Origin of the sequence: Kangiella shandongensis (assembly GCF_020005365.1) — a bacterium.
In the GTDB taxonomy this organism is placed as follows: Bacteria; Pseudomonadota; Gammaproteobacteria; order Enterobacterales; family Kangiellaceae; genus Kangiella; species Kangiella shandongensis.
In genome coordinates this window covers 1-24621 of record NZ_JACNML010000011.1, presented here as the reverse complement: position 1 = coordinate 24621, position 24621 = coordinate 1, and the positions used below count along the sequence as shown (strand labels likewise).

Here is a 24621-nt window from a genome sequence, read left to right as displayed (position 1 = left end):
TTTAACTCTGTAGGTGGGAGCGCAACATCCACGCCGTTTTCTCATGAACCACCAGACGATCACCGACCAGGCTAGCAGAAGATTCATCGTCGGCGTCTTGAGCAATCGTTAGAACTTCACGTGCCGTTCTCACCACCGTTTCATGACTATCGACCAGACGACCAATCATTTCTTCTGCGCTGATATTTCCAGTCACTTCTTCAATACTGGAGAGTTTGGCAAACTCCTGGTAAGTTCCGGGAGCTAAAATGCCCAGCGCTCGAATGCGCTCCGCAATCTCGTCGACCGCTGTCGCTAACTCGGTGTAATGCTCCTCGAACAGCACATGCAGCTGCTGGAAGAAAGGACCAGTTACGTTCCAGTGGAAGTTGTGAGTCTGTAGGTACAGTGTATAGGTATCCGCTAATAGACGCGAAAGGCCCTGACCAATCTCTTCACGTGATTTTTCATTAATTCCAATGTTGATTGCTTTATTCATCTATCAATCTCCTTTCATCAATTTATGGTGCTATCATAACGAGAAGCGCTAAATTAATAAAATTAATCTTATTAAACGCATTGATACAATATAGCTATAATTAGTCAATTTACTTTCGATAAGATGCTAAAAAGACTAAAATTCGCACAATTTTTAATGTTATAACATATATATTGATCCATCATGACAGATATCAACTTTGACAGCTTTGACCGTAAATTAGATGCACTGGGGCTACGCTGCCCTGAGCCCGTAATGATGGTTCGTCTCAACGTCCGTAAAATGGCGGAAGGTGAGACGTTGCTGGTCATCGCGGACGATCCCTCAACCACGCGGGATATTCCAAAATTCTGTACTTTCATGGATCACCAACTGTTGGCCAGTATTACCGACGAAATGCCTTACAAATATTTAATCAGGAAAGGATTAGCCTAATTGAGTAACGAGCAAGACAACAACGCTGACTTTAGCCACATCTTGAGTCAAATCAGTCAATCTCAGGATGACAATAAACTGCCGCCTGTCGAACAGTGGGATCCCGACTTCTGCGGTGATATGGAGCTCATTATTAAGCGCGACGGCAGCTGGCTCTATCAAAACTCGCCTATCGGCCGTCAGCGTCTGGTCAAGTTGTTCTCCACCGTAATCAAAAAAGAAGACGATAAATACTATCTGGTCACCCCGGTCGAGAAGCTCGGCATACGCGTCGAGGACGCGCCTTTTCTCGTCACCACTATGGAGGTTAAAGAGACAGAGCAAGGCCCGGTTATTATCTTTAAAGATAATTGCGATAATACGATTTTACTCGGGCCGGATCACCCACTATGGGTCGAGCAGGACAGTAAAACCGGCGAGCCTTCGCCTTATGTCATGGTTCGCCGCAATCTACATGCCTTAATTCACCGTAACGTTTTCTATCAGCTGGTGGAGATGGCCGAAGAGCGTGTAGTCGATGATCAAAAACACCTCGGTGTGATCTCAGCCGGTGAGTTTTTCAGCCTGGGTACGATTTAAACTTATGCCAAAATTTCAAGCCTTATCCAAGTTTACTCTGAGCTGCTACGCCGTAGCGGTGCTCTTAATCAGCGCGATTCTAGCTAACGATTACTGGCAGTGGCTGGAGCTGCCAGTCAAACTCCGAGTCGGTATACTGGTACTTGCTGTCATTGTTGGCATTTCCGGCTCTTTATTTAGTATATTAAAACAGCTAAAAGCGATTTTTCGCGGCCAATAAGTCATCGCTCCGGCCTAATAGAGCAAGATTGAACAGGAGTTTTTTCGTCATGTTCTGCATACTGCGCCTAACACTTAACGAAATATGTTGTTATGAGCGCTAAAACATTACAGCAAAGACTCAATAAGGTCTGCCGTTATATTGACGACAATCTTGAGTATCCACTACGCCTTGAACAGTTGGCGCGGATCGCACACTGTTCGCCCTACCATTTCCAACGGCAATTCAAGGCGCATATCGGCTTAAATCCGGCGCAATATGTTCAAAACAAGCGATTACGCCGCGCCATGTTGCAGCTGGCCAACCGGCCAAGTCTCAAGGTCACCGATATTGCCTTTGAAGCGGGTTTTGATTTTGTGGAGTCTTTCAGTCATAGCTTTAAAAGGCGTTTTGGCGTCACGCCCACCGAATTCCGTCATCAACCCAACTGGGATTTATGGAATGACTTTATTGAACAAGGAGCACCAAAACGCATGGCTATACCTGATACAACCCAACATGACGTCAGTGTTGTCGACTTTCCTGAAACCCAAGTCGCCGCACTCGAACACCATGGCTCACCCAGTAAAATCATGGAGTCCGTCGAAACGTTTATCGAATGGCGACGGGCTAATGGTGTCCTCCCTCCTGAGAGTAAGACCTACAATATTTTTTATAATGATCCGGAGGCGACGGCACCCGACGAGTTTCATATGGATATCTGCTGTACGACGGATAAACCGATTAAGAGTAACCCCCAAGGCGTAATCCACAAAACCATTGCCGCCAGTAGTTGTGCCAAAATTCGCTTTCAAGGTACGGAAGATCAGTTACGCGGCGTCATGGACTATCTTTACGGCGAATGGTTAGAGCAGTCCGACTATGAACTGGTTGATAAGCCTCCTTTCTTCGAACGTGTCGAGTTCTTCCCTGATCGCAAAGAACACGAAGCGGTTACCGATGTTTATCTCCCGGTTCGTTTGCGTACTTAGCCCTTGAATCTTGAGCCTGAAGCCGTCATCTTAGTAAGACAGTTGTATCAACAGGAGTTTTTTATGAAAGTGCTCATGGTCTTAACGTCCCATGATCAACTCGGGGATACCGGTGAAAAAACCGGATTCTGGCTCGAAGAGTTTGCTTCTCCCTACTACATTTTTAAGGATGCAGGAGCTGAAGTCACTCTAGCCTCGCCGAAAGGCGGACAACCGCCACTCGATCCAAGTAGCGACGCTGCCGATGCTCAGACCGATTCGACCAAGCGCTTTAAAGAAGACGAGAAGGCGCAAAAGCAGATGGCTTCTACCGTCAAGCTGGCCGACGTCGATATTGAAGCGTTTGATGCCGTGTTTTATCCAGGCGGTCATGGCCCATTGTGGGATCTGGCTGAGAATCCACATTCAATTGCCATTATCGAGCAAGCCTATAAAATGCAAAAGCCAATTGGCGCCGTTTGTCATGCTCCAGCGGTGTTTAAGCAAACAAAAGCTCCCGATGGTAGTCCGCTGGTTAAGGGAAAGCGTGTCACTGGCTTTAGCAACAGCGAAGAAGCCGCGGTACAGTTAACCGAAGTCGTTCCCTTTTTAGTCGAAGACATGTTGCAGGAGAACGGCGGCTTATATTATAAGGGCGACGACTGGCAGGACTTTATACAGATCGATGGCGATCTGATCACCGGTCAAAATCCAGCATCATCGGAAGAAACGGCCAAGGCAATGATTGCCCAACTGCAGTCATAACGGCATAAAAGCTACTAACCGCCGTTAGTAGCTTTTACTTCAGCCACAAGACAAGACTTTAGTTTTGGGCAATTCCTTTGCCCAGCATCTTCCCTAAAGTCCTTTATTAAAATCCTTTAATGCCAATCCTTCGGCCCCACTCCCTGGAACACATCCCCCGTGCTATCCCAACCCTTCCTAGTTCATTAGGTTATTGGTAGTAACTTACCCGCTCCTTCAGTCAGGGTCAGTATGTCGGATCAATATGACGATATAGTGACGGAAACGTTTCTCTTAGATGAAGCCTGTGCAACGAATAGACTCGACAAACCATTGTCATCAACACTGTATTAAGCTAAGTTATTTTTTATTTATCGGTCATTGGCCATGCAAAGAGTAATTACGGGCACCGTTCTCGTCGCCCTTCTTCTGGGGTTTTACTTGTTTTACATCTATGGTCGAGCCTACTGGCATCCGTTAGTGGTAAAGGTCGCAGGCGCACGATCAATACCAGATGTGATTGCTCGCTATGGTGACGATGCTAGACAAAGGATGAAGCCCTATTTTAAGACGGCGAAAATAACCTACCCACCCAAATCAGTCACCTTTTTAGCGGTCAAAGATGAGGCCAGTCTGGAACTCTGGGATACCTCCGGTTCGGAGCCAGTGTTTGTTCATCAGTATCCGATTGAGGCCTTAAGCGGCGTTTCAGGTCCTAAGCTGCGAGAAGGTGATCGGCAAGTACCGGAAGGGGTTTACTCTATCGAGTATTTAAACCCCAACAGCTCGTATCATCTGTCGATGAAGCTCAACTACCCAAATGCATTTGACTTAAAACATGCCAAAGCCGAAGGCAGGGATCAGCCGGGGACCAATATCTTTATTCACGGCAAAGCGGTCTCGATCGGCTGCCTGGCGATGGGTGATGAAGCCGTTGAAGAATTGTTTACACTAGCCAACGACATTGGCCACCAGAATATCGAAGTGGCCATTGCTCCAAGCGATCCACGGAAAGCGGCTCTGCAGCCTATAAAACATTTGGCTTGGAGCAAAATTCTGTACAGCGATTTAATGGATTACTTCTTACCTTTTAGTCATTAACCCAAAAAGCAGTCTTCAATATGATCGTCGACCATGCCGGTGGCCTGCATAAAGGCATAACAGATGGTGCTACCGACGAATTTAAATCCATCTTTTTTTAATTGTTTTGACATGGCATCGGATTCGGCGGTTGTTGCTGGCACTTCCTTTAATGAGGTTCTTCGATTATTCACCGGCGCACCACCGACAAACTGCCACACATAATCCTTAAAGCTTTGTTCTTGTGTAACCTCTAAATACCGTTGGGCGTTAACGATAAAAGCATTCACTTTCAGTTTATTGCGAATGATTCCTGGATCACTCAGTAGAGCTTCACGTTTGGCCTCATCGTATTGAGCTATTTTATGGGGATTAAAGTTATCGAATACTTTGCGGTAATGCTCGCGCTTTTTCAGTACCGTTATCCAGCTCAGACCGGCCTGAGCCCCTTCGAGACAAAGCATCTCGAATAGCTTTTTATCGTCGTATTCGGGCTTGCCCCATTCGTTATCATGATAGTCAATGTATAAGGGATCATCGCTCACCCAGCCACAACGTTTTGTCATTTATTCTCCTTTCATTAATCCTTTGTAGTCGCTGAATAACTGCTGTTCCACTTTGAACCGAAGTAACCCGCGATCAATAATAAAATTAAAGCAAAGAAGGCCGATACGTAGACCAGTAAATTGGGATTGCCGGCGCCATTTTTTATCAGAATTGCGATATAGGCCCAGACACCCACTAGCGGATACACAAACACCGCAGGCTCCAGACCGTGACGAATGGATTTAAAACTCATCACCAGCGCAAAGACCACCAACGTTAAGGCGCTCTGCATCACGCTAAAACTGGGGTCATGTAGAAAGCCTTCTTCTTTATTCTCACCGACCAAATCCAGGCTGACTAGCCATGCGGCCTCATTCGCAACCAGGGCAACGCTGATCCAGCCTAAATACAGCGCTAGTGTAATATTGGCGCTGACAGGACGCTCTTTACCGGATAACACTGCCCAAATCAGCGACACAAAAATGGCTGTCATCACCACCAACGACCAGCCAATCTGTAAGTATGACCAGACAAACACCCAAATGAAGGTCAGCACCAGCGCAAGACTTAAGCCAGCATTAAAACTCAGCGTGGTTTGTGTGCCATTAAGGAAGACTCCACGCAGATCTTTAACCGCCACAATAATCAGCATGATAAAAATCGCGCCCCAAATCGAGAAAGCATATGCCGCAGGAGTAAATGCCGAGGAAAAAGCGGCGCTGACCGAGTCCTGTGTCTGCTCGTTTATGCCAACGATACTACTGTAGTAGCTGATAAAGATAACCGCAGCGACTAATATGAGGTTCACAACCGCTCGAATCTGTAACATTTTCACTATCTCCTGCATTTAGTTATGCTTTCCAGGTTAGAAAATAACCCAAATTCCCGTATAATCCCACCATTAATTAAGGTCCGTTGACCTTTGTGATTCAATTTTTGCTTAAAATCGATCACAATGGTCAATAGAGCTTGGAATTCTTAGTAACACCTTAGCGAAAGGCGATCCCGTGACTCAAGGTAACGAAAGTACAAAAACATTTCAGGGACTTATCCTAACCCTACAAAATTACTGGGCCGAACAAGGCTGCGTCATTCAGCAACCGCTCGATCTCGAAGTCGGAGCTGGTACCTTCCACCCGGCAACATTCCTGCGCGCCATTGGCCCCGAGCCATGGAGTGCAGCCTATGTTCAACCGTGCCGCCGTCCGACTGATGGTCGCTATGGGGAAAACCCGAACCGCTTACAACATTATTACCAATATCAGGTAGTTATCAAGCCTTCACCGCTCGATATCCAGGAAATGTACCTCGGCTCACTGAAAGCTATCGGTATCGATCCGCTGGAGCATGATATCCGCTTCGTCGAAGATAACTGGGAATCACCGACACTTGGCGCCTGGGGTCTTGGCTGGGAAGTCTGGCTGAACGGTATGGAAGTCACTCAGTTTACCTACTTCCAGCAGGCCGGCGGCCTCGAGTGTAAGCCGGTAATGGGTGAGATTACTTATGGTCTCGAGCGTATCGCCATGTACCTCCAGGGCGTGGACAGTATCTACGATCTGGTCTGGACCGATGGCCCACTCGGCACGGTCTACTACCGCGACGTTTTCCATCAGAACGAGGTGGAACAATCAAAGTATAATTTTGAGCACGCCAACGTTGATAAACTGTTCGAGCTGTTCGATTACTTTGAGTCGGAATCGAACAACCTGATCGAAAACAACCTGCCGCTGCCCGCTTATGAAATGGTGCTGAAGGCCTCTCATACCTTTAATTTATTAGATGCGCGAGGTGCTATCTCAGTGACGGAGCGCCAACGCTTTATCCTCCGCGTTCGCACGATTGCCCGCGCCGTTGCCGAAGCTTACTACCATGCCCGTGAGGAACTGGGTTTTCCTATGCTGCAAGATACGCCTGAGGAGGAAAAATAATGCACCATTCAGATCTATTATTTGAACTGGGCACGGAAGAGCTTCCTCCAGTCAGTTTAAAAACATTACGCGACGCCCTGAAGAATAACGTCAGCGATGCTCTGAAAGCCAAAGATTTTGAGTTTGGCACGGTAGAAGCGTATGCCACACCACGCCGACTGGCTCTGATCGTTCGCGACTTAAGCGACGCCCAACCGGATAAAGAAGTCGAACGTCTGGGGCCAGCAGTGGCCGCGGCATTTGATGATGATGGCAACCCAAAGCCTGCTGCAGCCGGTTTCGCCAAATCCTGTGGTGTTGAAGTGGACCAGCTCGAGCGCATCCAGACTGATAAAGGCGAGCGTTTGGGGTATACCATCTCGCAAAAGGGCCAGACGCTGAGCGCGTTGATTGAAGATATCCTGGTTGGGGCACTGAAGAAGCTTCCGATCCCGAAAGCGATGCGCTGGGGTGATAGCTCGGCGCAATTTATCCGCCCAGTTCACTGGAGCGTGCTGTTATACGGTTCGTCCGTACTGGAAGCTACCATTCTGGATACTCATACCGACAATATCAGTCATGGTCATCGCTTTATGGCCGAAGGTCCGATATCGCTACACGATGCCGATGATTATGTCAGCAAACTCAAAGCCGAGCACGTTATCGTCGATTATGACGAGCGTCAGCGCATGATTACCGAGCAGGTCAAAGCCGAGGCTGAAAAGCTGGGTGGCTTTGCACAAATTGACCCTGATTTGTTGGATGAAGTGACTGGACTGGTCGAGTGGCCCGTTGCTTTAACAGGCGAATTCGGAACCCGCTTCCTTAAAGTACCGTCGGAGTGTTTGATTTCGTCCATGGCCGAACACCAGAAGTATTTCCACGTACTGGATAAAGGCGGCAACCTGTTACCGAACTTTATTACCGTCAGTAACATCGAAAGCTCGAACCCACGCAGCGTCATTGAAGGCAACGAAAAAGTCATTCGTCCGCGTTTGGCCGATGCCATGTTCTTCTATGAAAAAGATCAGCAGGCGCCCCTGGAAAGCCAACAGGAGCGCCTTAAGAAAGTCGTTTTTCAAAAGCAACTGGGTACCGTGCAGGAAAAAGCAGAGCGCGTTGCCGAGCTGGCGAAAACGATTGCACCAGGTATTGGTGCCGAGCCTGAACTGGCTCATCGTGCCGGTTTATTATCGAAGTGCGATCTGACCACACAGATGGTCGGTGAATTCGATAAGTTACAAGGTATTATGGGAACTTATTATGCGCGCCATGATGGTGAGGACGACAGTGTCGCTATTGCCATGACCGAGCAGTACCTGCCCAAGTTCTCTGGCGATAAGCTTGCGGCCAACCCAGTCGGCCAATGTCTGGCCATTGCCGATCGTGTGGATACGCTGGTCGGTATCTTTGGGATCGGTCAGGCTCCCAAAGGCGCCAAGGATCCTTTCGCCCTGCGTCGAGCTGCGATAGGCCTGTTACGCACCCTTATTGAAAACCAGCTGGAACTGGACTTAGTCGATCTGATCGAAGCCGCTGCGAAACAGTTTGATGGCAAGCTGAGCAATGATTCGGTCAAAACCGATCTCTTGTCCTTTATTTTCGATCGTTTCAAATCTTGGTATGCCGATCAGGGCATCAGTGCTAACAGTATTAATGCGGTCATGGCATTAAAGCCAACTAAACCACTGGATTTTGATCAGCGTTTGAAAGCCGTGCAGCACTTCCAGACGCTAACAGAAGCGGAAAGCCTGTCTGCGGCTAACAAGCGTGTGAAAAATATTCTGGCAAAAGCTGACGTTGAAGTTCCCGACACGATAAACAGTAAGTTACTGCAAGAAAGCGAAGAGCAGTCACTGGCAAAAACCATTGCTTCCGTTGAAGCTGAGCTGGTATCAATCGATAACTATCAGGAACGCTTAACGCGTCTGGCAGCACTGCGCCACGACGTTGATGCATTCTTCGACCATGTCATGGTGAATGCCGACGATCCGGCGATTAAAGCCAACCGTCTGGCTTTGCTTAAAAAACTACAGGATATGTTTGGCTCAGTTGCTGACATTTCACAGCTACAAAACTAAGACTGCAAGATTTATATGATCAATTGGTCAGTAAAAAAAGTGGTTGTACTGGATCGTGATGGCGTGATTAATCACGATTCAGATGCTTATATCAAATCGCCAGAAGAGTGGATTCCCATCGCAGGAAGTTTGCCGGCTGTAGCGGCTTTAAATAAACATTTTAAAGTCGCCATCGCCACAAACCAGTCGGGTATTGGCCGTGGTTTTTATGATGAGTCTGTTTTAGATGCTATGCATCAAAAAATGGCGAAGCTGTTGGATGAGCATGACGGACATATCGATCAGGTTGAGTTCTGCCCACACCACCCGGACGACGGCTGTGACTGTCGCAAACCCAAACCAACCATGTTACAGCGTATTGCGAAAAAATTTGGTGCACAACCCGAAGAAGTGGTCTTTATCGGCGATTCCAGCTCAGATTATCACTGTGCGCAGGAATTTGGCTGCGATTTTGTGCTGCTACTCACAGGCAAAGGGTTAAAAACGTTGGATAAACTGGCGGGCGAAAATATCACCGTCGAAAAAAGCCTGGCGAAACTTGTAGAAGCTATCAACTCAGAGAAATAAACAATGAATACTTTAATCGTAGGCACTGGCAAACTTGGTCAGCGCTTCTATCATCACCTTAAGAATGAAGGTGAAAATCCTATTACTTTGTCACGCTCTGAGAAGGAATGGTCAGATAATCATATCCAGTTTAACCTGCTAAAAGCAGGCGTTGAACTGCCAGAGCTTCCCAAACTGGACCAGGTTTTTATTATCGTCGCGCCTGATGAACGAACCGAAGTAGCTTACCGTCAGACCTATATCCATGCGGTGGCGCGCCTGATTGACGAACTTCATAAGCAGCAAGACAGTTTTCATTGCACCTTCGTCTCTTCAACCTCGGTCTACGGCGGTAATCTTGAATCCGTTATTGATGAGTCTACCGATCCTAAGCCTGCCAGTTTTTCTGGCAAAGTGCTGCTGGATGCCGAAAAGGCGCTTCTCAAGCTACACGCTCATACCAGCATCATTCGAGCCTCAGGATTGTATTCCAAACAACGCCAGAAACTGATTGATAACCTGCTCGACGAAGAAAAATATCTCGATCCAAAATGCTTCAATCTGATCCACGAAGACGATCTCTGTCGTTGGCTGAGTTATGCCAGTGAACGCGAAGTCGATATGGCTATCGCTTCCGATGGCCACCCTTTTACCCGAAAGCAGCTGCAGGACTTTGTGAAGACTGGTCGTTATGACGCGCTATCGCTCGATAAAAAATATCAATCGGCGCTCTTAAAACGCATGCGCCTGAGCTATCCTTCGATATTTGACTGGGCCCGCGAAAAGCTTGACGTTTCTTGACGTTTTAGTTGCTGACGAAGGCCTGATTAATGTTACAATTTGGCCCGCTAGACTCCCCCTTTTTAATTGTAAAAATTTAGTTTGCGAGATTTGATTATGACAATGAAAAAAACTGTTACAGCCCTGGCTGTCATTTTCGCGGCTCCAACAGCTTTTGCCGACGGTCTGCTATCCAATGCCCCAGACGAAGGCTATCTGGGTAACATTGATGTGGGCTATATCAAGACCTCAGGTAACACAGAAACTGAAAGTTTAAATGGCGAATTCGACTGGGTGGCTCGCGCTACAGAAAACTGGTCGACAGGTATTCAGATTACCGGTGTCACGAACTCCAGCGACGGTGATCGCGAGGCAGAAAATTATACCTTTGCCTGGAACAACCGTTACGACTTGTCCGAAAAGAGCTTCTTGTACGGTATCGTTGATTACAATAACGATTATTTCGGTGCTTATGATTATCAGGCAGGTGCTTACGTTGGTTACGGTCACCAATTCTACAAAAGTGATAACGGCCATTTCTCACTCGGCTTCGGTTTAGGTTATCGTATTAATGCCGTCTTTATTGGTGAGCATGAGAAAGAAAGCGTATTGCGTGGTGACCTCGATTTTGCTCACCAGCTTACGGATACTGCCCGTTTTACTCAAATAGTTAGTGCTGTCTGGGGCCAGGACGTTGATACCTACGTCTCAAAATCGGCCGTCACCACCAAGATTTCAGACAATCTGGCGATGAAGCTCTCTTACCTGATCAACTACAACTCGGTGGTTCCAGAAGGTGCAGAGAAAACTGACCGTACCACCACTATCGGTATCAGCTACAGCTTCTAATCCGCATTGGGCAGAAGAAAAAACCGGCTATTAGCCGGTTTTTTTATGTCTCTGTGAGTGACTGTGCTCAATCAGCCATATGTTCATTCTTAAGTTTAACGTAATTATCTGCCGAGTATTTGAAGAACTTAACTTCCTCATCCGTTAACTTGCGAATCTTACGTGCCGGCGAGCCCACCCATAAGTAACCACCGGTCAGCTCTCGTCCCGGAGGCACCAGACTGTTAGCACCAATAATTGCATTTTGTCGCACAATGGCACCATCCATCACCACGGCCCCCATACCGATTAAGCAGTTATCCTCAATGGTACAACCGTGCAGGATCGCTTTATGACCGACCGTCACATTGTCACCAATAATCAGATCGTGCCCTTCCGGATCGTACGGGCCTGCGTGGGTTACATGGCACACGGTACCATCCTGGATGCTGGTTCTCTTACCAACCCGTATCGCATGAACATCCCCTCTTAACACCGCCATCGGCCAAATGGAGCTATCCTCCCCAATAACCACGTCCCCCAAGACCAAAGCCGATTCATCAACAAAAGCTTTATTACCAATTTTCGGTGTTTTTTTCTGAAAAGTTCGAATTGTCATAAGATATCTTTGCTATAAGCTTGCCTTATTTTAGCGATAAACTTCGTAATCGCAAAATAAAACCCACATTGAATCATTTGACAAAACTCTAGCTCAGGCTATTCTAAACATAGATTATTATCTTAAATAATAGCTTTACGCATGGGGTTCAATTGGAGCAAAGGATTAAGCCACTGGATAAGCAGCTACTAAACCGCTTATTCTCTAACGATTATTCAGCACTACTGGTATGCAGTAAAACGCATGTCATTAAAGTGATTTCGATTGATCCGGTGGTTTCACCGACACTGCTTCAAGGCACTTCCATCGAATCCCTGCTCCCCCGTTCGCTCCATAATGGTTCAGAAAGTCGCGCTATCATCACCCTGCCGCAACTTGGCGTCGATCGCGAATTTATTGTCTCATCCTTAAAACTCAAAAAGGGCGAATCTCACGTCGACCAGATCCTGTCTCTGCAGACGCTACCCAGCTTGAACCTCGCCTCTCCCGATATTCAGGATGTGGTCAAAGATTATAAAGAAACCGTCATCCAGAACTCACCGATATTTATTTATGTTCTTGATTGTAAAGAAAAAATATTTTCAGAGGGGTTGCAAAACTATTCCAAGCTATTAGGTTATACCGAACAGGAAATCATGGCCATGAACGATGGCGTATACAGCTTTATTCACCCTGATGATTTCGAGGCAGTGCAACAACAGGAAGAGATTCTGCGGCAAAGCAGTGATCGCACCGTGGTGCCGGTAGAGTTCCGCTTGCAGCATAAAAACGGCGACTGGTTGTGGGTACAGGTGCATAGCACTATCTATTCCAGGACCGATGATGGCGATCCCCTCATCGAGATTGGCACGATTCATAAGATGAATAAAGGTCAGGAAGCTGAGAACGCCCTCCGTCAAAAGGACAAGTACTACCGGACGCTGGTCGAAAACAGTTACGACTGCATTTTGATGTACAACAAGGATGGCAAGGTTACTTACATTTCTCCCTCTGTGACGCGTGTTACGGGGTATTCCGAGGATGATTTACTAGGCAAAACCCTGGACAGCTTTATTTATGAAGATGATCGGGACGATGCAACTCTGAACCTGCGTTATGTAGCGGAAAATCCCGGGGCCTCCTCGGTTGTTGAGCGCCGTATCCGGCATAAGAATGGCGATATTATCTGGATCGAGAGTCGCCTGGCAAATCATCTGAACGATCCTGATATCCAGGGTGTGACAATCAACTTCCATGCAATTAATGATCGTAAAGAGGCAGAGCAGGAAATCCACCGTTTAGCCAATTACGACTCACTGACCGGTTTAGCCAATCGGCACCTATTGCGTAACTGTCTACTGAGGGATATTGAAAGCTGCCAGGCCAAACGATCAAAGCTGGCCTTTATGTACGTCGATCTGGATCGCTTTAAACAAATTAACGATACCCTCGGACACTCTATCGGCGACGAGCTACTCATTTCTGTTACTGAGTTTATGAAAAAGTGCTTACGCAACGGTGACACCTTGGCTCGAGTAGGCGGTGACGAATTTGCCATCGTGTTGCCTAACACAGAGATTCACGAAGCACAGGCCGTCGCGGAGCGCTTACTGCGTCACCTGAAAAACCCGATACAGGCCGGTCCACACCGAGTTCAGTCCGGTGCCAGTATTGGGATCAGTATGTATCCAGATCACAGTGATAATGCGGAAGACTTGTTCCGTTTTGCCGATATGGCGATGTACTCGGCGAAGTCTGCACGTAATCGATTCAAGTTCTATCAGCGCAAATACAGCCAACAGGAAAATAAGCGCCGCATGATAGAAAAGAAACTCAAGATTGCTATCGCCGACCAGCAACTACACCTCTTCTTCCAGCCTCGAGTCGATATTATCTCTGGTAAAATCACCAGCGTCGAGGCGCTTTGCCGTTGGGACGATAGTGAAAGCGGCAGCATTCCTCCCAATATTTTTATCCCAATCGCCGAAGAAACGGGGCTGATTCATGATTTAAGTCAGTTGGTTACCAAAATGGTTTGCCGGCAATCGGTCGAGTGGCATGGCATGGGCATCGATATACCAATTGCTTTTAATCTTTCTGTAAAGGACTTAAAGTATTTCGACCTGGTTCATAACCTAAACGATACCATCTCTCAGTTTGGCGTATCGGGTAAAATGCTGGAGGTTGAAATCACCGAAAGCGCAGCCATGACCGATGTCATTAACACCGTGAAAGTCCTCAATCAGTTGCAGGAAAAGGGCATAAAGCTATCCATCGATGATTTCGGCAAAGGCTATTCCTCACTGGCCTACCTCAGTCAGCTACCGGTTGATAATCTGAAGATCGATAAATACTTTGTCTCCCGTTTAAGCCCCAACTGTAATGACCATAAGGTCAACCTTAATATTATCCAAACCATTATTTCTCTGGCACAGAGCCTGAATCTGAAAACTGTCGCCGAAGGGATCGAAACCCCGAACCAATACAATACTTTGAAGTCATTAGGCTGCCACATGGGACAGGGTATTTTCTTTTATCACCCGATGCCAGCCAGTCAGCTGTCGAAATTACTGAGCCGAGAAGCTCGTCTGGCGCGTAACACCATCAATTATTAGTCACAAAGGTTGTTTGATGGATCACATTTTTTCCTTTCAGATCGAGGATATTTTACGGTTGCTAGTGTAAGCTATAAAGATTCACTGGCGCTATTTGTTAAATAGCGAAATGACATTGACTGCATGAACTTAGCCATAGCCAGCTGCCGAGACCTCCCTGACTGGGAAAAAGACGATCTTCCTTTTTTCAGCGAACTGGATGCACTCGACATCAACTACCAAATACTGCCGTGGGACACCGACTGTGACTGGTCACAGTTCGATGCCTGCCTGCTTCGCACGACCTGGGACTATCAGGAACGGATTGATGAGTTTATGCAGTGGATTGATCGGGTCAGCAGACAGACGCAACTGCTCAATCCGAAGCCCATTATCGAGTGGAACAGTCACAAGCGATACCTTCGAGAACTGGAGCAAGCTGGTATAGCCATTACTCCTTCCGAATGGTTAATTCGGGGTCAAACATACGATGTTGCAGCGCTAATGGGTAAACATGGCTGGCAAAGAGGCTTCCTTAAGCCTCTGATCGGTGCCAATGCCCGCGAATGCCTTCGCTTCTCGTTGTCTTCTGAAGAAGAACTGTCAGCCGCTCAACAGCATGTCGACCGTTTATGCACCAAAGAAGACTTGGTGTTACAACCTTACTTAGCCAATGTCGAAACCTTTGGCGAGACGTCAGGTATTTTCTTTAATGGTAAATACAGTCATGGTACCCGTAAGGTTCCCGTTAAGGGTGACTTTCGGGTACAGGATGACTATGGTGCTAGCGACTTTGTATACCACCTGAGCGAAGCTGAACAGGAGTTGGCAGAAAAAGCCATACAGCACGTAACGGCCCAAGTCGGTGCGCCGCTTTATGCCCGAGTCGACTTCCTTCATCATAAAGACGGAGCGGCATTTGTTAATGAATTAGAGTTAATCGAACCGTCGCTTTTTTTCCGTCATGGCGGCAAGGAAAGTTGTAAAATGTTCGCCCAGGCACTTGTAAATGCCATCAAGCATACCCATCAAAGCTAATACATAATATTGAAGTTGGAGCAAATAAATGAAGAAGTATTTAGGGATAATTTTTGCGAGTTTAATCGGCCTCTCCGCCTGTGGTGATGATCAGAAACCAGACAAGGCAGTAAAAGACAGCAACTCTAAGCAAAAAGTTGAGTCGACTCAGTCTGAACAGCAACCAGCAACCGACCAGACAGAAACCGCGCCACAAGAACAAATGGCCGATGCCCAAACCGCCGATCCCGCTTATAAACCCGCATTATGGAAGATCGAGCATAACGGCACCGCCTCCTATTTGTTTGGTTCCATTCATATGGGCGAGGCCACTATGTATCCCCTGCCTCAGCCAGTCACACAAGCTTATGAAGCCTCTGATGCCATTGCGGTCGAAATTGATCTATCCAGCATTAACCAGGCCGAAATGGCACAAACTGTGCAGGAAATAGCGATGGATCCAGATAACACGCTAGTGTCGGTTCTGAGTGAAGAGACATTAAGCGAATACCAGGAGTACTGCACCGAGACGAAAAGCCCTTGCCAGATGTTTAACTCGTTCGAACCCTGGTTTGCAGCCATGACGCTGGAAGCATTAAGCATGCAGCAATCGGGGTATAGCGAAAAGTATGGCGTCGACATGCATTTTTTAAGTGAAGCCAAAAAGCACCAGAAAGACATCATTGAACTGGAAACCTTTGATTTCCAGCTCAGTGTCTTCGATACATTACCTTTAGAGTTGCAGGATATGTTCCTGTACAGCGTGGTCACTAAAGAAGAAGATGAAACTTCTGAGCTGGTCGCGGCATGGAAGCAAGGCAAAGTTGAAGAGTTTGTCGCCAGCAGTCTCTTAGAAGCTGAAGAAAAGGGGCTAGACCAAGCTTCCTATGAGCAGTTTATGGATGCCCTATTGTACAAACGCAACCGTGGCATGGCCGACGGCATTGCAGAGCAGATTGAGCAAGGTAAAGCTCTCTTTGCTGTGGTTGGAGCTGCTCATTATGGTGGGGATAAAAGCATTAACCACTACCTTGAAGAAAAAGGGTTTACGGTAGAACGCGTTCGTTACTAGAACCATTGACCGGCCTATAAAGCCCAGCAACGCTGGGCTTTATTGATCCCCGCGTCTCTAACGCATGGTTACAAATTCTTCAGCCGAAGTCGGGTGAATCGCCACCGTATTATCAAAGTCAGCCTTGGTCGCTCCCATTTTGACGGCCACTGCAAAACCCTGCAGCATTTCATCCACTCCAAAGCCAATACCGTGCAGCCCAATGACGCGCTCTTCCGGGCCTGCACACACCAACTTCATTTTAGCCGGTTCACGGTGTTGAGTTAACGCCGAATACATGGCGGTAAAAGATGAGTTATAAACCTTAATATTGTCCTCACCATAGGTTTCTTTAGCCTGCTCTTCAGTCATGCCGACAGTACCGATCGGCGGGTGACTGAAGATCACCGTCGGTACATTGGTGTAGTCCAGGTGCTCTTTGTCCTTGCCATTAAACAGGCGTTCGGCCAAACGACGACCCGCCTGAATGGCCACAGGAGTTAAAGCCAGACGCCCCGTATTATCTCCAATGGCATAAATACCTTTAGCCGTGGTGTTTTGGTATTTGTCCGTTTTAATGAACCCCTGCGGGTCTTTGGCAACGCCCGTCTTCTCTAAACTCAGATTACCCGTCGCCGGTGCTCGTCCAACCGCCCAGATTAAGGTATCCACCGGACCAATCGTTTCACCATTTTCGAGCTTTAACTCCAAACGGCCATCATCCAATTTATTTACCGAGCGAGGAATACTGTGTGTATGCAGATTAAGCCCCGTATCCCTCATCACTTCAACCAAAGTATCCGACAGGAGATCATCAAAGTCACGCAATGGTTTATGTTTACGGACCGCCAGATGAGTCTCGGTTCCCAGCGCATGCAGCAAGCCAGCAATTTCCACGGCGATATACCCCGCACCGACAACTACCGCAGTCTTAGGTTGCTCCTGTAGCTCAAAAAAACCATCCGAGTCGATACCATGCTCAGCACCAGGAATATCAGGAATGATCGGGTAGCCGCCAGTGGCAATAACAATATGCTCGGCACTGTAGCGTTCACCATCGACCTCAACTTCATGCTTGCCGACAAATTTGGCATGCCCGCTGATAACGTCGACTTTGTTGTTGCCCAAGTTGCGCTCGTAGCTTTGATGAATGCGAGAAATATAGGCTTCGCGGCTTTCCACCAATTTACCCCAGTCAAAGTCGACATTGGATATTTTAAATCCATAATCTGGCGCATACTTAAATGCCTCAGCGACTTGGGCGCCGTACCACATGGCTTTTTTGGGCACACAACCAACATTGACGCAGGTGCCGCCCAGCGCTTTACCTTCAATTATGGCACTCTTTGCACCATGCATTGAAGCCCGGTTTGCCGAAGCAATGCCGCCGCTACCGCCACCAATAGTAATAAAATCATAGTGTTTAACAGTCATCGTTATTTCATGGCCTTTCTGGTTATAATGAACGGATTATAAACACATCAAGCACTTATTTATAATAAGTCACTCGAGAATTTGAAGTAATCTGTCGTGAAGTTATTTTTTGATGCCGCTTATTTGTATTATCTGCCTCATTTTGAGCCGGTTATAGAGGCTTTGCTTAAGCACCCGAATATCAGTATTTCTGTGGTGTTCACCACTGAACCACCCAGTGCTATATTAGAATCACTGAAGCGTAAAAACGTTACAACCCAAGTCGTAAAACCGGAAGAACGATTAAACTTCTACCAACAACAAAGTCCCGACTGGGTTATATTTGGGCATGCTGCTGAAATCGCCAGAGAGCTCAATGATATCTGCCAAACGGCTTTAATTCTGCACGGACTAGGCCCAAAATCTACCTATTACAATGCGTCCAGTGCACCAATCCAATACCGCTTCGTCGAGTCGGAGTCGCGTAAAAACCGGTTGCAGCAACTGTACCCGGATAAAAACTTTGTGTTAACCGGCTATACCAAGCTGGATCCCATTATTAATGATCCTTCGATCAAACTGGATTTGAGCTCGCTCAGTCTCGATCCGGACAAACCGACCCTACTTTATTCACCAACTTTTTACCCCAGTACCATCGAGAACTTTCCGAAAAACTGGCCACAGGAATTTGCTGAATATAATATTTTGCTCAAACCCCACTATTTATCGCTGATTAAACCAGCTTATGAGAAGCAGCGCGATCTGCTGCAACACTGGGCAACCTTTGACAATGTTTATCTGGCCCAGGAGAGTGAGCAAAATCTAGTCCCTTTTATGGCCACGGCCGATCTGATGATTAGTGAAACCTCTTCGGCGCTATTTGAGTTTATCGCCCTCGACAAGCCCGTCATCATCTGCCACTTCCTCAAACTCCGTTGGGGGTATCGCGGCTTTTTAAAATTCCGCCTGAAGAAGCGTTTGTCTGACGATTATCAACTATTCCAGTCAATGGGGGCCAATATTGATCATTATCGTAAGCTGAAATCTGCGGTAGAATCAAACCTTAACGATCACTCGCTTTATCAGGCTACTCGCCGGGAGATTACACAACAGGTTGTCGGCCAGGTAGATGGCCTATGTTCTCAGCGAGTGGCACAGTTTATTATCAATCAAGGCTAATCATGCGAGTCATAACCTTTGGTACTTTTGATGTTTTTCATGTGGGTCACGTCAATATTCTGGAACGTGCCCGGGCTTTAGGCGACGAACTATATGTCGGTGTTTCTTCCGATAAACTCAACTACTCAAAGAAAGGTCGTCCTCCCATTTATTCGGAGCATGATCGCATACGTATCATCGACGCTTTGTCTTGTGTCGATTTTGTTTTTCTTGAAGAATCACTCGAGCAGAAGCCCGACTATATTCAACAATATCACGCTGACATTCTTGTCATGGGTGATGACTGGCAAGGTCAGTTCGACGAACTGTCAGACTTGTGCCAGATAAAGTACCTGCCTCGTACCCCTTCGATTTCGACCACAGAAATTATCGAAGTTGTACGCCATATAGAACCTGAAGAAGAATAATTACTATGAACAAAATATCCGTCAGTGTTTTTATTATTGTCCAGAATGAAGAGCGGCACATTGGCCGGGTGCTGGACAGCTGCCAGGACTTTGCTGAAATTATCGTGGTCGATAGTGGCAGTACTGACAACACGATATCGATCGCCAAAAGCAAGGGCGCCAAAGTCATTCATAACGACTGGCCCGGCTACGCCAGGCAAAAACATTATGCCATGGGGCTCTGCCAGCACGAGTGGGTACTGAATCTCGATGCCGATGAGGAACTGACCAAAGCCTTTATTGAGGAAATAAAACGATTTACCAGTGAACAGCACCATTACGTTGCCCTCAAATGTCGTCGTAATGATCTTTTTATTGGAAAGTTCTTTTCGAAACTTACCCGGTTACCAACCAATACAAGGTTGTTTAAAAAACAATTTGTTCAGTATCATATTGATAACCTTGTTCACGAAGGGCCAAGAATTAATGGTAAGCTGAAAAATACCAGTAAATATTTTAATCATTATGGTTACGCTGATATCACGCAACTAACCGACAAATATAATAAATATTCATCGCTTAAAGCTGCCGAAAAGTATCAAAAAGGGAAACAGCCGTCGATTCTCAAACTGCTACTCATCTATCCCCTAGAGTTTATTCGCAATTACCTCATCTACCGCTACTGCTTTTCTGGATTGCGAGGCTTTATTTTTTCACATTTATCCGCATATTATGCTTTATTGAAAGAAGCCAAACTCTTTGAATTGAGTAAAACATCTTAGAAGGTATTTATGTCGAATCCTCTTTTGAACCTCACTACACTGCCCCCTTTTTCTAAAATTGAGCCTACGCATATGGCTCAAGCGGTTGAAACTATCATCAATGATAGTCGTACCGCCATTAACGAGCTGACCGAACAATTAGACGCATCGTCAATCAGCTGGGACAACTTCGTAAAACCGCTCGAAGCAATCAATGATCGTCTGGATAGAGCCTGGTCGCCTATCAGCCATCTTAATTCGGTAGCTAACTCGGAAGAAGTTCGAGAAGCCTACAACGCCTGCTTGCCTTTATTGTCCGACTATGGCACAGAAATGGGTCAACACAAAGGGCTCTACCAGTCGGTGAAAGCCCTTAACGATAGAGCCGATGTGCTCAACCTGGATAAAGTCCAGCGCAAAATTCTGCACGACGACTTAAGAGACTTTAAACTGTCTGGCGTCGCTTTGGAAAAAGACAAGCAAAAACGCTATGGTGACATTCAAAAGCGTTTGTCAGAGTTAACATCCAAATTTGAACAGAACCTGCTGGATGCCACCATGGCCTGGCACAAAGACTTCGATACCGCAGACTCGCTGGATGGCCTACCAGAATCTGCCATTGCAGCGGCCAGACAGACTGCCGAAGCTAGTGGGGTAGAAGGTTACCGCATCACCTTAGATTTTCCTTCCTATCTGCCGATCATGATGCACGCCAATAACCGTGAACTGCGTCAGGAAGTGTATACTGCTTTTTCAACCAGAGCCTCCGATCAGGGCCCTCAAGCCGGAAAATTTGATAATAGCGACATTATGCCGGAAATTTTGAGTCTACGTCACGAGCTGGCCCAGCTTCTCGATTACCCTCATTACGGTGAGTTATCTCTGGCCACGAAGATGGCCAGGTCTACCGATGAAGTGCTGGCTTTTCTCAATGACCTTGCCATTAAATCCAAACCGCAGGCAGAACGAGATCTCGAAGAACTGACCCAGTATGCCAAAGAAAAACATGGCATCTCCCAGCTCGAAGCCTGGGATCTGGCTTATTACAGTGAAAAGCTGAAAAACGAAAAGTACAACATTTCACAAGAAGAGTTACGTCCCTGGTTTCCAGAAAATCAGGTGATTCAAGGCATGTTCGACATCACCGGAACCTTATTTAATATTAAGTTCCAGGAGCGAGATGACGTTGAGACCTGGCATTCTGATGTTCGTTTCTTTGATATCTATAGCCAGGACGATGACTATATTGCCAGCTTTTATCTCGATCTCTATGCACGCCGTCATAAACGGGGTGGAGCATGGATGGCTGATTGTGTTGGGCGCCGCCAAACTTCTACCGGTATCCAAAAACCTGTTGCCTTCTTAACCTGTAACTTTAATGGTCCAGTTGGCGATAAACCGGCCCTGTTCACGCATGATGAAGTGACTACTCTATTCCATGAATTCGGCCATGGTCTACATCACATGCTGACGCAAATCAATCATGCGTCTGTTGCCGGTATTTCCGGCGTGCCATGGGATGCCGTCGAACTCCCAAGTCAGTTTTTAGAAAATTTCTGTTGGGAAGAAGAAGGACTGGCAAAAATTGCCAAACATCATGACACGGGCGAACCGCTTCCTGCGGAGAAACTGGAACGGCTACTGGCCGCCAAAAACTTTCAGTCGGCCATGCAGATGGTACGCCAGCTAGAGTTTTCCATCTTTGACTTCAAGATCCACAGTGAGTTTGATCCGGAAACCCCAGATCAAATACAGCAAACGCTAGATAAGGTTCGTCAGCAAGTAGCCGTTATCCAGCCACCAGGGTTTAATCGCTTCCAGCACAGTTTCGGGCATATTTTTGCCGGTGGCTATGCCGCAGGATATTACAGCTACAAATGGGCAGAAGTCCTATCGGCTGACGCATTCTCACGCTTCGAGGAAGAAGGTATTTTCAACCCACAAACGGGGCTTGACTTCCTGATCAACATTCTGCAGAAAGGGGGCTCCGAGGAACCCGACGATCTTTTCAAAGCTTTCCGCGGAAGAGAACCTTCCACCGATGCACTGTTGCGTCATTCAGGCATAGGACAATAGGTGTCGGAGGAAGTCATCCTCGCCATTGATAATGGTACGCAGAGTTTGCGTGCCATTATTTTTGACTTAGCGGGCAATATCCTTGCTAAAAGCCAAATCCCAATTGACAACTACCTCTCCGAACATCCCGGCTGGTATGAGCAACATCCTCAATTCTTTTGGGATACTTTATGCCTCGCTTGCCAGCGCTTAAAGCAGAGTTCTCCCGAAGCTTTTAGTAAAATCTCAGCCGTCGCCGTCACAACCCTGCGCAATACGGTGGTCAATCTGGACTCTCACGGGGAACCATTACGCCCAGCCATTATCTGGACAGATCAGCGTAAGCTAAGGCACATTAAACCACTTAAAGGTTCTTGGAAATATATTTTTAAACTTGCGGGGTTAACCTCAACTCTGCACAACTTCCAATCTAGCTGCCAAGCAGCTTGGATAGCCCACCATCAACCAGAACTATGGACCAAAACTGATAAGTACCTACTCTTGTCCGGCTATTTGAACTACAAACTAACCTCCGAATTTAAAGACTCTACTGCAAGTCAGGTCAGTTACATTCCTTTCGATTACAAGCGACACCAGTGGGCTCGTTCTTCAGACTGGAAGTGGCAAGTTGCCCCTCTAAATAAAGAACAGCTTCCGGAGCTGGTAAAGCCGGGTGAAATCATTGGAAATATTACTGAACGAGCAGCACAGATGACTGGGTTAGCAACGGGGCTACCCGTTGTAGCAGCTGGCTCAGACAAAGCTTCTGAAGTATTAGGTTCGGGCTGTATTAATGATAACCAGGCTTGTCTAAGCTTTGGCACCACAGCAACAATAAATGTTACCAGTAAGAAGTACCTTGAACCCATTCGCTTTATTCCACCTTACCCATCATCCATCACCGACGCCTATACGCTCGAATTTCAAATTCATCGCGGTTTCTGGATGGTCAGCTGGTTTAAAGAAGAGTTTGCCCAAAGAGAACAACAGCTATCCTCCCAATTAGGCGTCGCTGCAGAGCAACTTTTAGAAGAGTCGGTTGCTAATATCCCCCCAGGCTCAGACGGGCTAGTGTTACAGCCTTACTGGTCACCCGGCGTCAAAGTCCCAGGACCAGAAGCCAGAGGGGCCATTATCGGCTTTAAAGATACCCATACCAAAGCTCACGTCTACCATGCCATCCTGGAAGGGATCGCATACAGTTTACGAGAGGGAATGGAGACAATCGAGAAAAAGACCAAACGACCAGTTCAGCATTTATACGTTTCCGGCGGCGGTTCACAAAGCAACGTCTGTATGCAGCTTACGGCTGATATCTTTAACCTTCCGGCTACCAGACCTCATACTTACGAAACTTCTGCGCTAGGGGCAGCGATCAATGCAGCCGTTGGAATAGGCACATACCCCGACTACGCTACCGCAGTTAATGCCATGTGCCGAGAAAGTACAACCTTCTACCCTAAGCCGGAGAATGTAAAAGCCTATCAAAAGCTCTACACCGAAGTTTATCAACACATGTACAAGCGTCTTAAACCTTTATACAAAAGCCTACACCGCTTATCCTAATCCAGACTTGCTAAATTCTCTGTATTAATCTCCGCGCCATTGGCATTTGGATTATCGTTAGCATCTGGCACTACCGCAAAGGTTGAATCATTAGGAAATACTCTACGAGTATGATTCTCATCTGGCTCATGTGCTAACTCAGAAAGTGCCCCAGCACGATACCCTCATCTTTCAACATGGTAACCAGGGTACGGGTGCCCGCTGAGTTGCGCGACTTGATGAACAGCCGCTTTACCCGGGCACGCAGCAGCCGTCGTTTCGTGTCTATTTGCTGACGCCGCTTCCGACGCTCGTAAAAACTGCTCACACCAACACCTAACGCTGAGCAGACCAACTCAGTCGCTTCATGCTCCCTCAACCGATCTATCAGCGCGTAGAGTTCAGGTCGTCGGACATCAAGAGAGCGGTAGCCTTTTTTAGAATCGATTTTTCCCGCTCTAACCGATTCACGCGAGCCTCAAGCTCTTGTATTCTCTGCTGCTCTGGGGTCATCGCCTTACCTTTAGGCGTTTGACCGCTTTGCTCACTGTTTAACTGCTGAACCCATTTTCGGAGGGTATTGTCATGGACATCTACGGCTCGGCTTGCTTCCGCATAACTGTAGCCTTGTTCAAGCACCAAACTCGCAGCATCTCGTTTAAACTCCGGACTGAATGACCGACGTTGTCTTCTTCTTACCATTGAACACCTCTTTGTTTGAATCGCCCCGATATTCCTAGACACTTTTTAGCTATACAATGAAGCTAAAGAGGAGAATGAAATGTCATCCAAGCGATATACCGAAGAATTTAAAATTCAGGCCGTCAAGCACATTACAGAAAGCG

Annotated in this window: 26 protein-coding genes; 19 read left to right on the top strand and 7 right to left on the bottom strand. The window is 47.0% G+C overall.

The annotated features are described in order from the left end of the window. Position 1: 1 nt before the first annotated feature. A complete protein-coding gene (locus tag H7708_RS11805; RefSeq protein WP_223671018.1) occupies positions 2-478 on the bottom strand; it encodes a Dps family protein in 477 nt (158 codons plus the stop codon). 183 nt (positions 479-661) lie between these two features. Between H7708_RS11805 and tusA the strand changes: the two genes are divergently transcribed. The 6 genes from tusA (at position 662) to H7708_RS11775 (ending at position 4507) form a co-directional block, all read left to right on the top strand. Further along, entirely contained in the window at positions 662-913 is a 252-nt protein-coding gene (tusA, locus tag H7708_RS11800) for a sulfurtransferase TusA (protein ID WP_223671016.1), read from the top strand. Beyond that, complete coding sequence (locus H7708_RS11795) at positions 914-1492, top strand: DUF1285 domain-containing protein (RefSeq protein ID WP_223671014.1); 579 nt, start codon at positions 914-916, stop codon at positions 1490-1492. Positions 1493-1496: 4 nt separating this feature from the next. Beyond that, entirely contained in the window at positions 1497-1712 is a 216-nt protein-coding gene (locus H7708_RS11790; RefSeq protein ID WP_223671013.1) for a hypothetical protein, read from the top strand. 92 nt (positions 1713-1804) lie between these two features. Beyond that, positions 1805-2683: an AraC family transcriptional regulator gene (locus H7708_RS11785; RefSeq protein ID WP_223671011.1), complete on the top strand. Its 879-nt coding sequence runs from the start codon at positions 1805-1807 to the stop codon at positions 2681-2683. 63 nt (positions 2684-2746) lie between these two features. Beyond that, positions 2747-3427: a type 1 glutamine amidotransferase domain-containing protein gene (locus tag H7708_RS11780; protein ID WP_223671004.1), complete on the top strand. Its 681-nt coding sequence runs from the start codon at positions 2747-2749 to the stop codon at positions 3425-3427. Positions 3428-3793: 366 nt separating this feature from the next. Beyond that, positions 3794-4507, top strand: a complete 714-nt coding sequence (locus tag H7708_RS11775; RefSeq protein WP_223671002.1) for a L,D-transpeptidase family protein — start codon at positions 3794-3796, stop codon at positions 4505-4507. Here the strand turns inward: H7708_RS11775 and H7708_RS11770 are convergent. Then, complete coding sequence (locus tag H7708_RS11770; RefSeq protein ID WP_223671000.1) at positions 4504-5052, bottom strand: DNA-3-methyladenine glycosylase I; 549 nt, start codon at positions 5050-5052, stop codon at positions 4504-4506. The genes H7708_RS11775 and H7708_RS11770 overlap by 4 nt on opposite strands. A gap of 14 nt (positions 5053-5066) precedes the next feature. Further along, positions 5067-5861 (bottom strand): TspO/MBR family protein, encoded by a 795-nt coding sequence (locus H7708_RS11765; protein WP_223670998.1) that lies wholly within the window; start codon positions 5859-5861, stop codon positions 5067-5069. A gap of 178 nt (positions 5862-6039) precedes the next feature. Here H7708_RS11765 and glyQ point away from each other — a divergent pair, with 178 nt between their 5' ends. The 5 genes from glyQ to H7708_RS11740 all read left to right on the top strand — a co-directional run bounded on the left by glyQ (position 6040) and on the right by H7708_RS11740 (position 11198). Next, positions 6040-6963, top strand: coding sequence for a glycine--tRNA ligase subunit alpha (gene glyQ / locus H7708_RS11760; protein WP_223670997.1), 924 nt, complete (start codon positions 6040-6042; stop codon positions 6961-6963). Then, positions 6963-9023 (top strand): glycine--tRNA ligase subunit beta, encoded by a 2061-nt coding sequence (gene glyS, locus H7708_RS11755; protein WP_223670995.1) that lies wholly within the window; start codon positions 6963-6965, stop codon positions 9021-9023. Before glyQ ends, glyS begins: the two co-directional genes overlap by 1 nt. 15 nt (positions 9024-9038) lie before the next feature. Continuing rightward, positions 9039-9590: a D-glycero-beta-D-manno-heptose 1,7-bisphosphate 7-phosphatase gene (gene gmhB / locus H7708_RS11750; protein ID WP_223670993.1), complete on the top strand. Its 552-nt coding sequence runs from the start codon at positions 9039-9041 to the stop codon at positions 9588-9590. A 3-nt stretch (positions 9591-9593) separates the two neighbouring features. Then, positions 9594-10370 (top strand): sugar nucleotide-binding protein, encoded by a 777-nt coding sequence (locus H7708_RS11745; RefSeq protein WP_223670990.1) that lies wholly within the window; start codon positions 9594-9596, stop codon positions 10368-10370. Positions 10371-10466: 96 nt separating this feature from the next. Continuing rightward, a complete protein-coding gene (locus H7708_RS11740; protein ID WP_223670984.1) occupies positions 10467-11198 on the top strand; it encodes a DUF481 domain-containing protein in 732 nt (243 codons plus the stop codon). Between the two features lie 67 nt (positions 11199-11265). Here H7708_RS11740 and H7708_RS11735 read toward each other — a convergent pair whose 3' ends face one another. Next, positions 11266-11796, bottom strand: coding sequence for a gamma carbonic anhydrase family protein (locus tag H7708_RS11735; protein ID WP_223670983.1), 531 nt, complete (start codon positions 11794-11796; stop codon positions 11266-11268). A gap of 152 nt (positions 11797-11948) precedes the next feature. Here H7708_RS11735 and H7708_RS11730 point away from each other — a divergent pair, with 152 nt between their 5' ends. The 3 genes from H7708_RS11730 to H7708_RS11720 all read left to right on the top strand — a co-directional run bounded on the left by H7708_RS11730 (position 11949) and on the right by H7708_RS11720 (position 16458). After that, positions 11949-14390 (top strand): sensor domain-containing protein, encoded by a 2442-nt coding sequence (locus H7708_RS11730; protein ID WP_223670982.1) that lies wholly within the window; start codon positions 11949-11951, stop codon positions 14388-14390. Positions 14391-14513: 123 nt separating this feature from the next. Next, a complete protein-coding gene (locus H7708_RS11725) occupies positions 14514-15407 on the top strand; it encodes an ATP-grasp domain-containing protein (RefSeq protein WP_223670980.1) in 894 nt (297 codons plus the stop codon). A gap of 28 nt (positions 15408-15435) precedes the next feature. Next, entirely contained in the window at positions 15436-16458 is a 1023-nt protein-coding gene (locus H7708_RS11720) for a TraB/GumN family protein (protein WP_223670979.1), read from the top strand. Positions 16459-16515: 57 nt separating this feature from the next. On the opposite strand, the gene gorA is transcribed toward H7708_RS11720, so the two are convergent. After that, a complete protein-coding gene (gorA, locus tag H7708_RS11715) occupies positions 16516-17871 on the bottom strand; it encodes a glutathione-disulfide reductase (RefSeq protein WP_223670977.1) in 1356 nt (451 codons plus the stop codon). Positions 17872-17967: 96 nt separating this feature from the next. Here gorA and H7708_RS11710 point away from each other — a divergent pair, with 96 nt between their 5' ends. From H7708_RS11710 to H7708_RS11690, 5 genes are read left to right on the top strand one after another with little or no spacing between them, the layout of a single operon-like run. After that, positions 17968-19029, top strand: a complete 1062-nt coding sequence (locus tag H7708_RS11710; RefSeq protein ID WP_223670976.1) for a CDP-glycerol glycerophosphotransferase family protein — start codon at positions 17968-17970, stop codon at positions 19027-19029. Between the two features lie 2 nt (positions 19030-19031). Further along, positions 19032-19436, top strand: a complete 405-nt coding sequence (locus tag H7708_RS11705; protein WP_223670975.1) for an adenylyltransferase/cytidyltransferase family protein — start codon at positions 19032-19034, stop codon at positions 19434-19436. A gap of 5 nt (positions 19437-19441) precedes the next feature. Next, positions 19442-20197, top strand: coding sequence for a glycosyltransferase family 2 protein (locus tag H7708_RS11700; RefSeq protein WP_223670974.1), 756 nt, complete (start codon positions 19442-19444; stop codon positions 20195-20197). A gap of 9 nt (positions 20198-20206) precedes the next feature. Next, positions 20207-22252: an oligopeptidase A gene (prlC, locus tag H7708_RS11695; RefSeq protein ID WP_223670973.1), complete on the top strand. Its 2046-nt coding sequence runs from the start codon at positions 20207-20209 to the stop codon at positions 22250-22252. After that, the gene (locus H7708_RS11690) at positions 22253-23797 is read left to right on the top strand and encodes an FGGY-family carbohydrate kinase (protein WP_223670972.1); all 1545 of its coding nucleotides are present in this window, start codon (positions 22253-22255) and stop codon (positions 23795-23797) included. A gap of 133 nt (positions 23798-23930) precedes the next feature. Here the strand turns inward: H7708_RS11690 and H7708_RS11685 are convergent, their stop codons facing one another. Together H7708_RS11685 and H7708_RS11680 are read right to left on the bottom strand one after the other, a co-directional pair. Beyond that, on the bottom strand, positions 23931-24155 hold the full coding sequence (locus H7708_RS11685) for a hypothetical protein (protein WP_223670971.1): 225 nt from the start codon (positions 24153-24155) through the stop codon (positions 23931-23933). Between the two features lie 8 nt (positions 24156-24163). Beyond that, entirely contained in the window at positions 24164-24478 is a 315-nt protein-coding gene (locus H7708_RS11680) for a transposase (RefSeq protein ID WP_223670970.1), read from the bottom strand. Positions 24479-24621 lie beyond the last annotated feature (143 nt).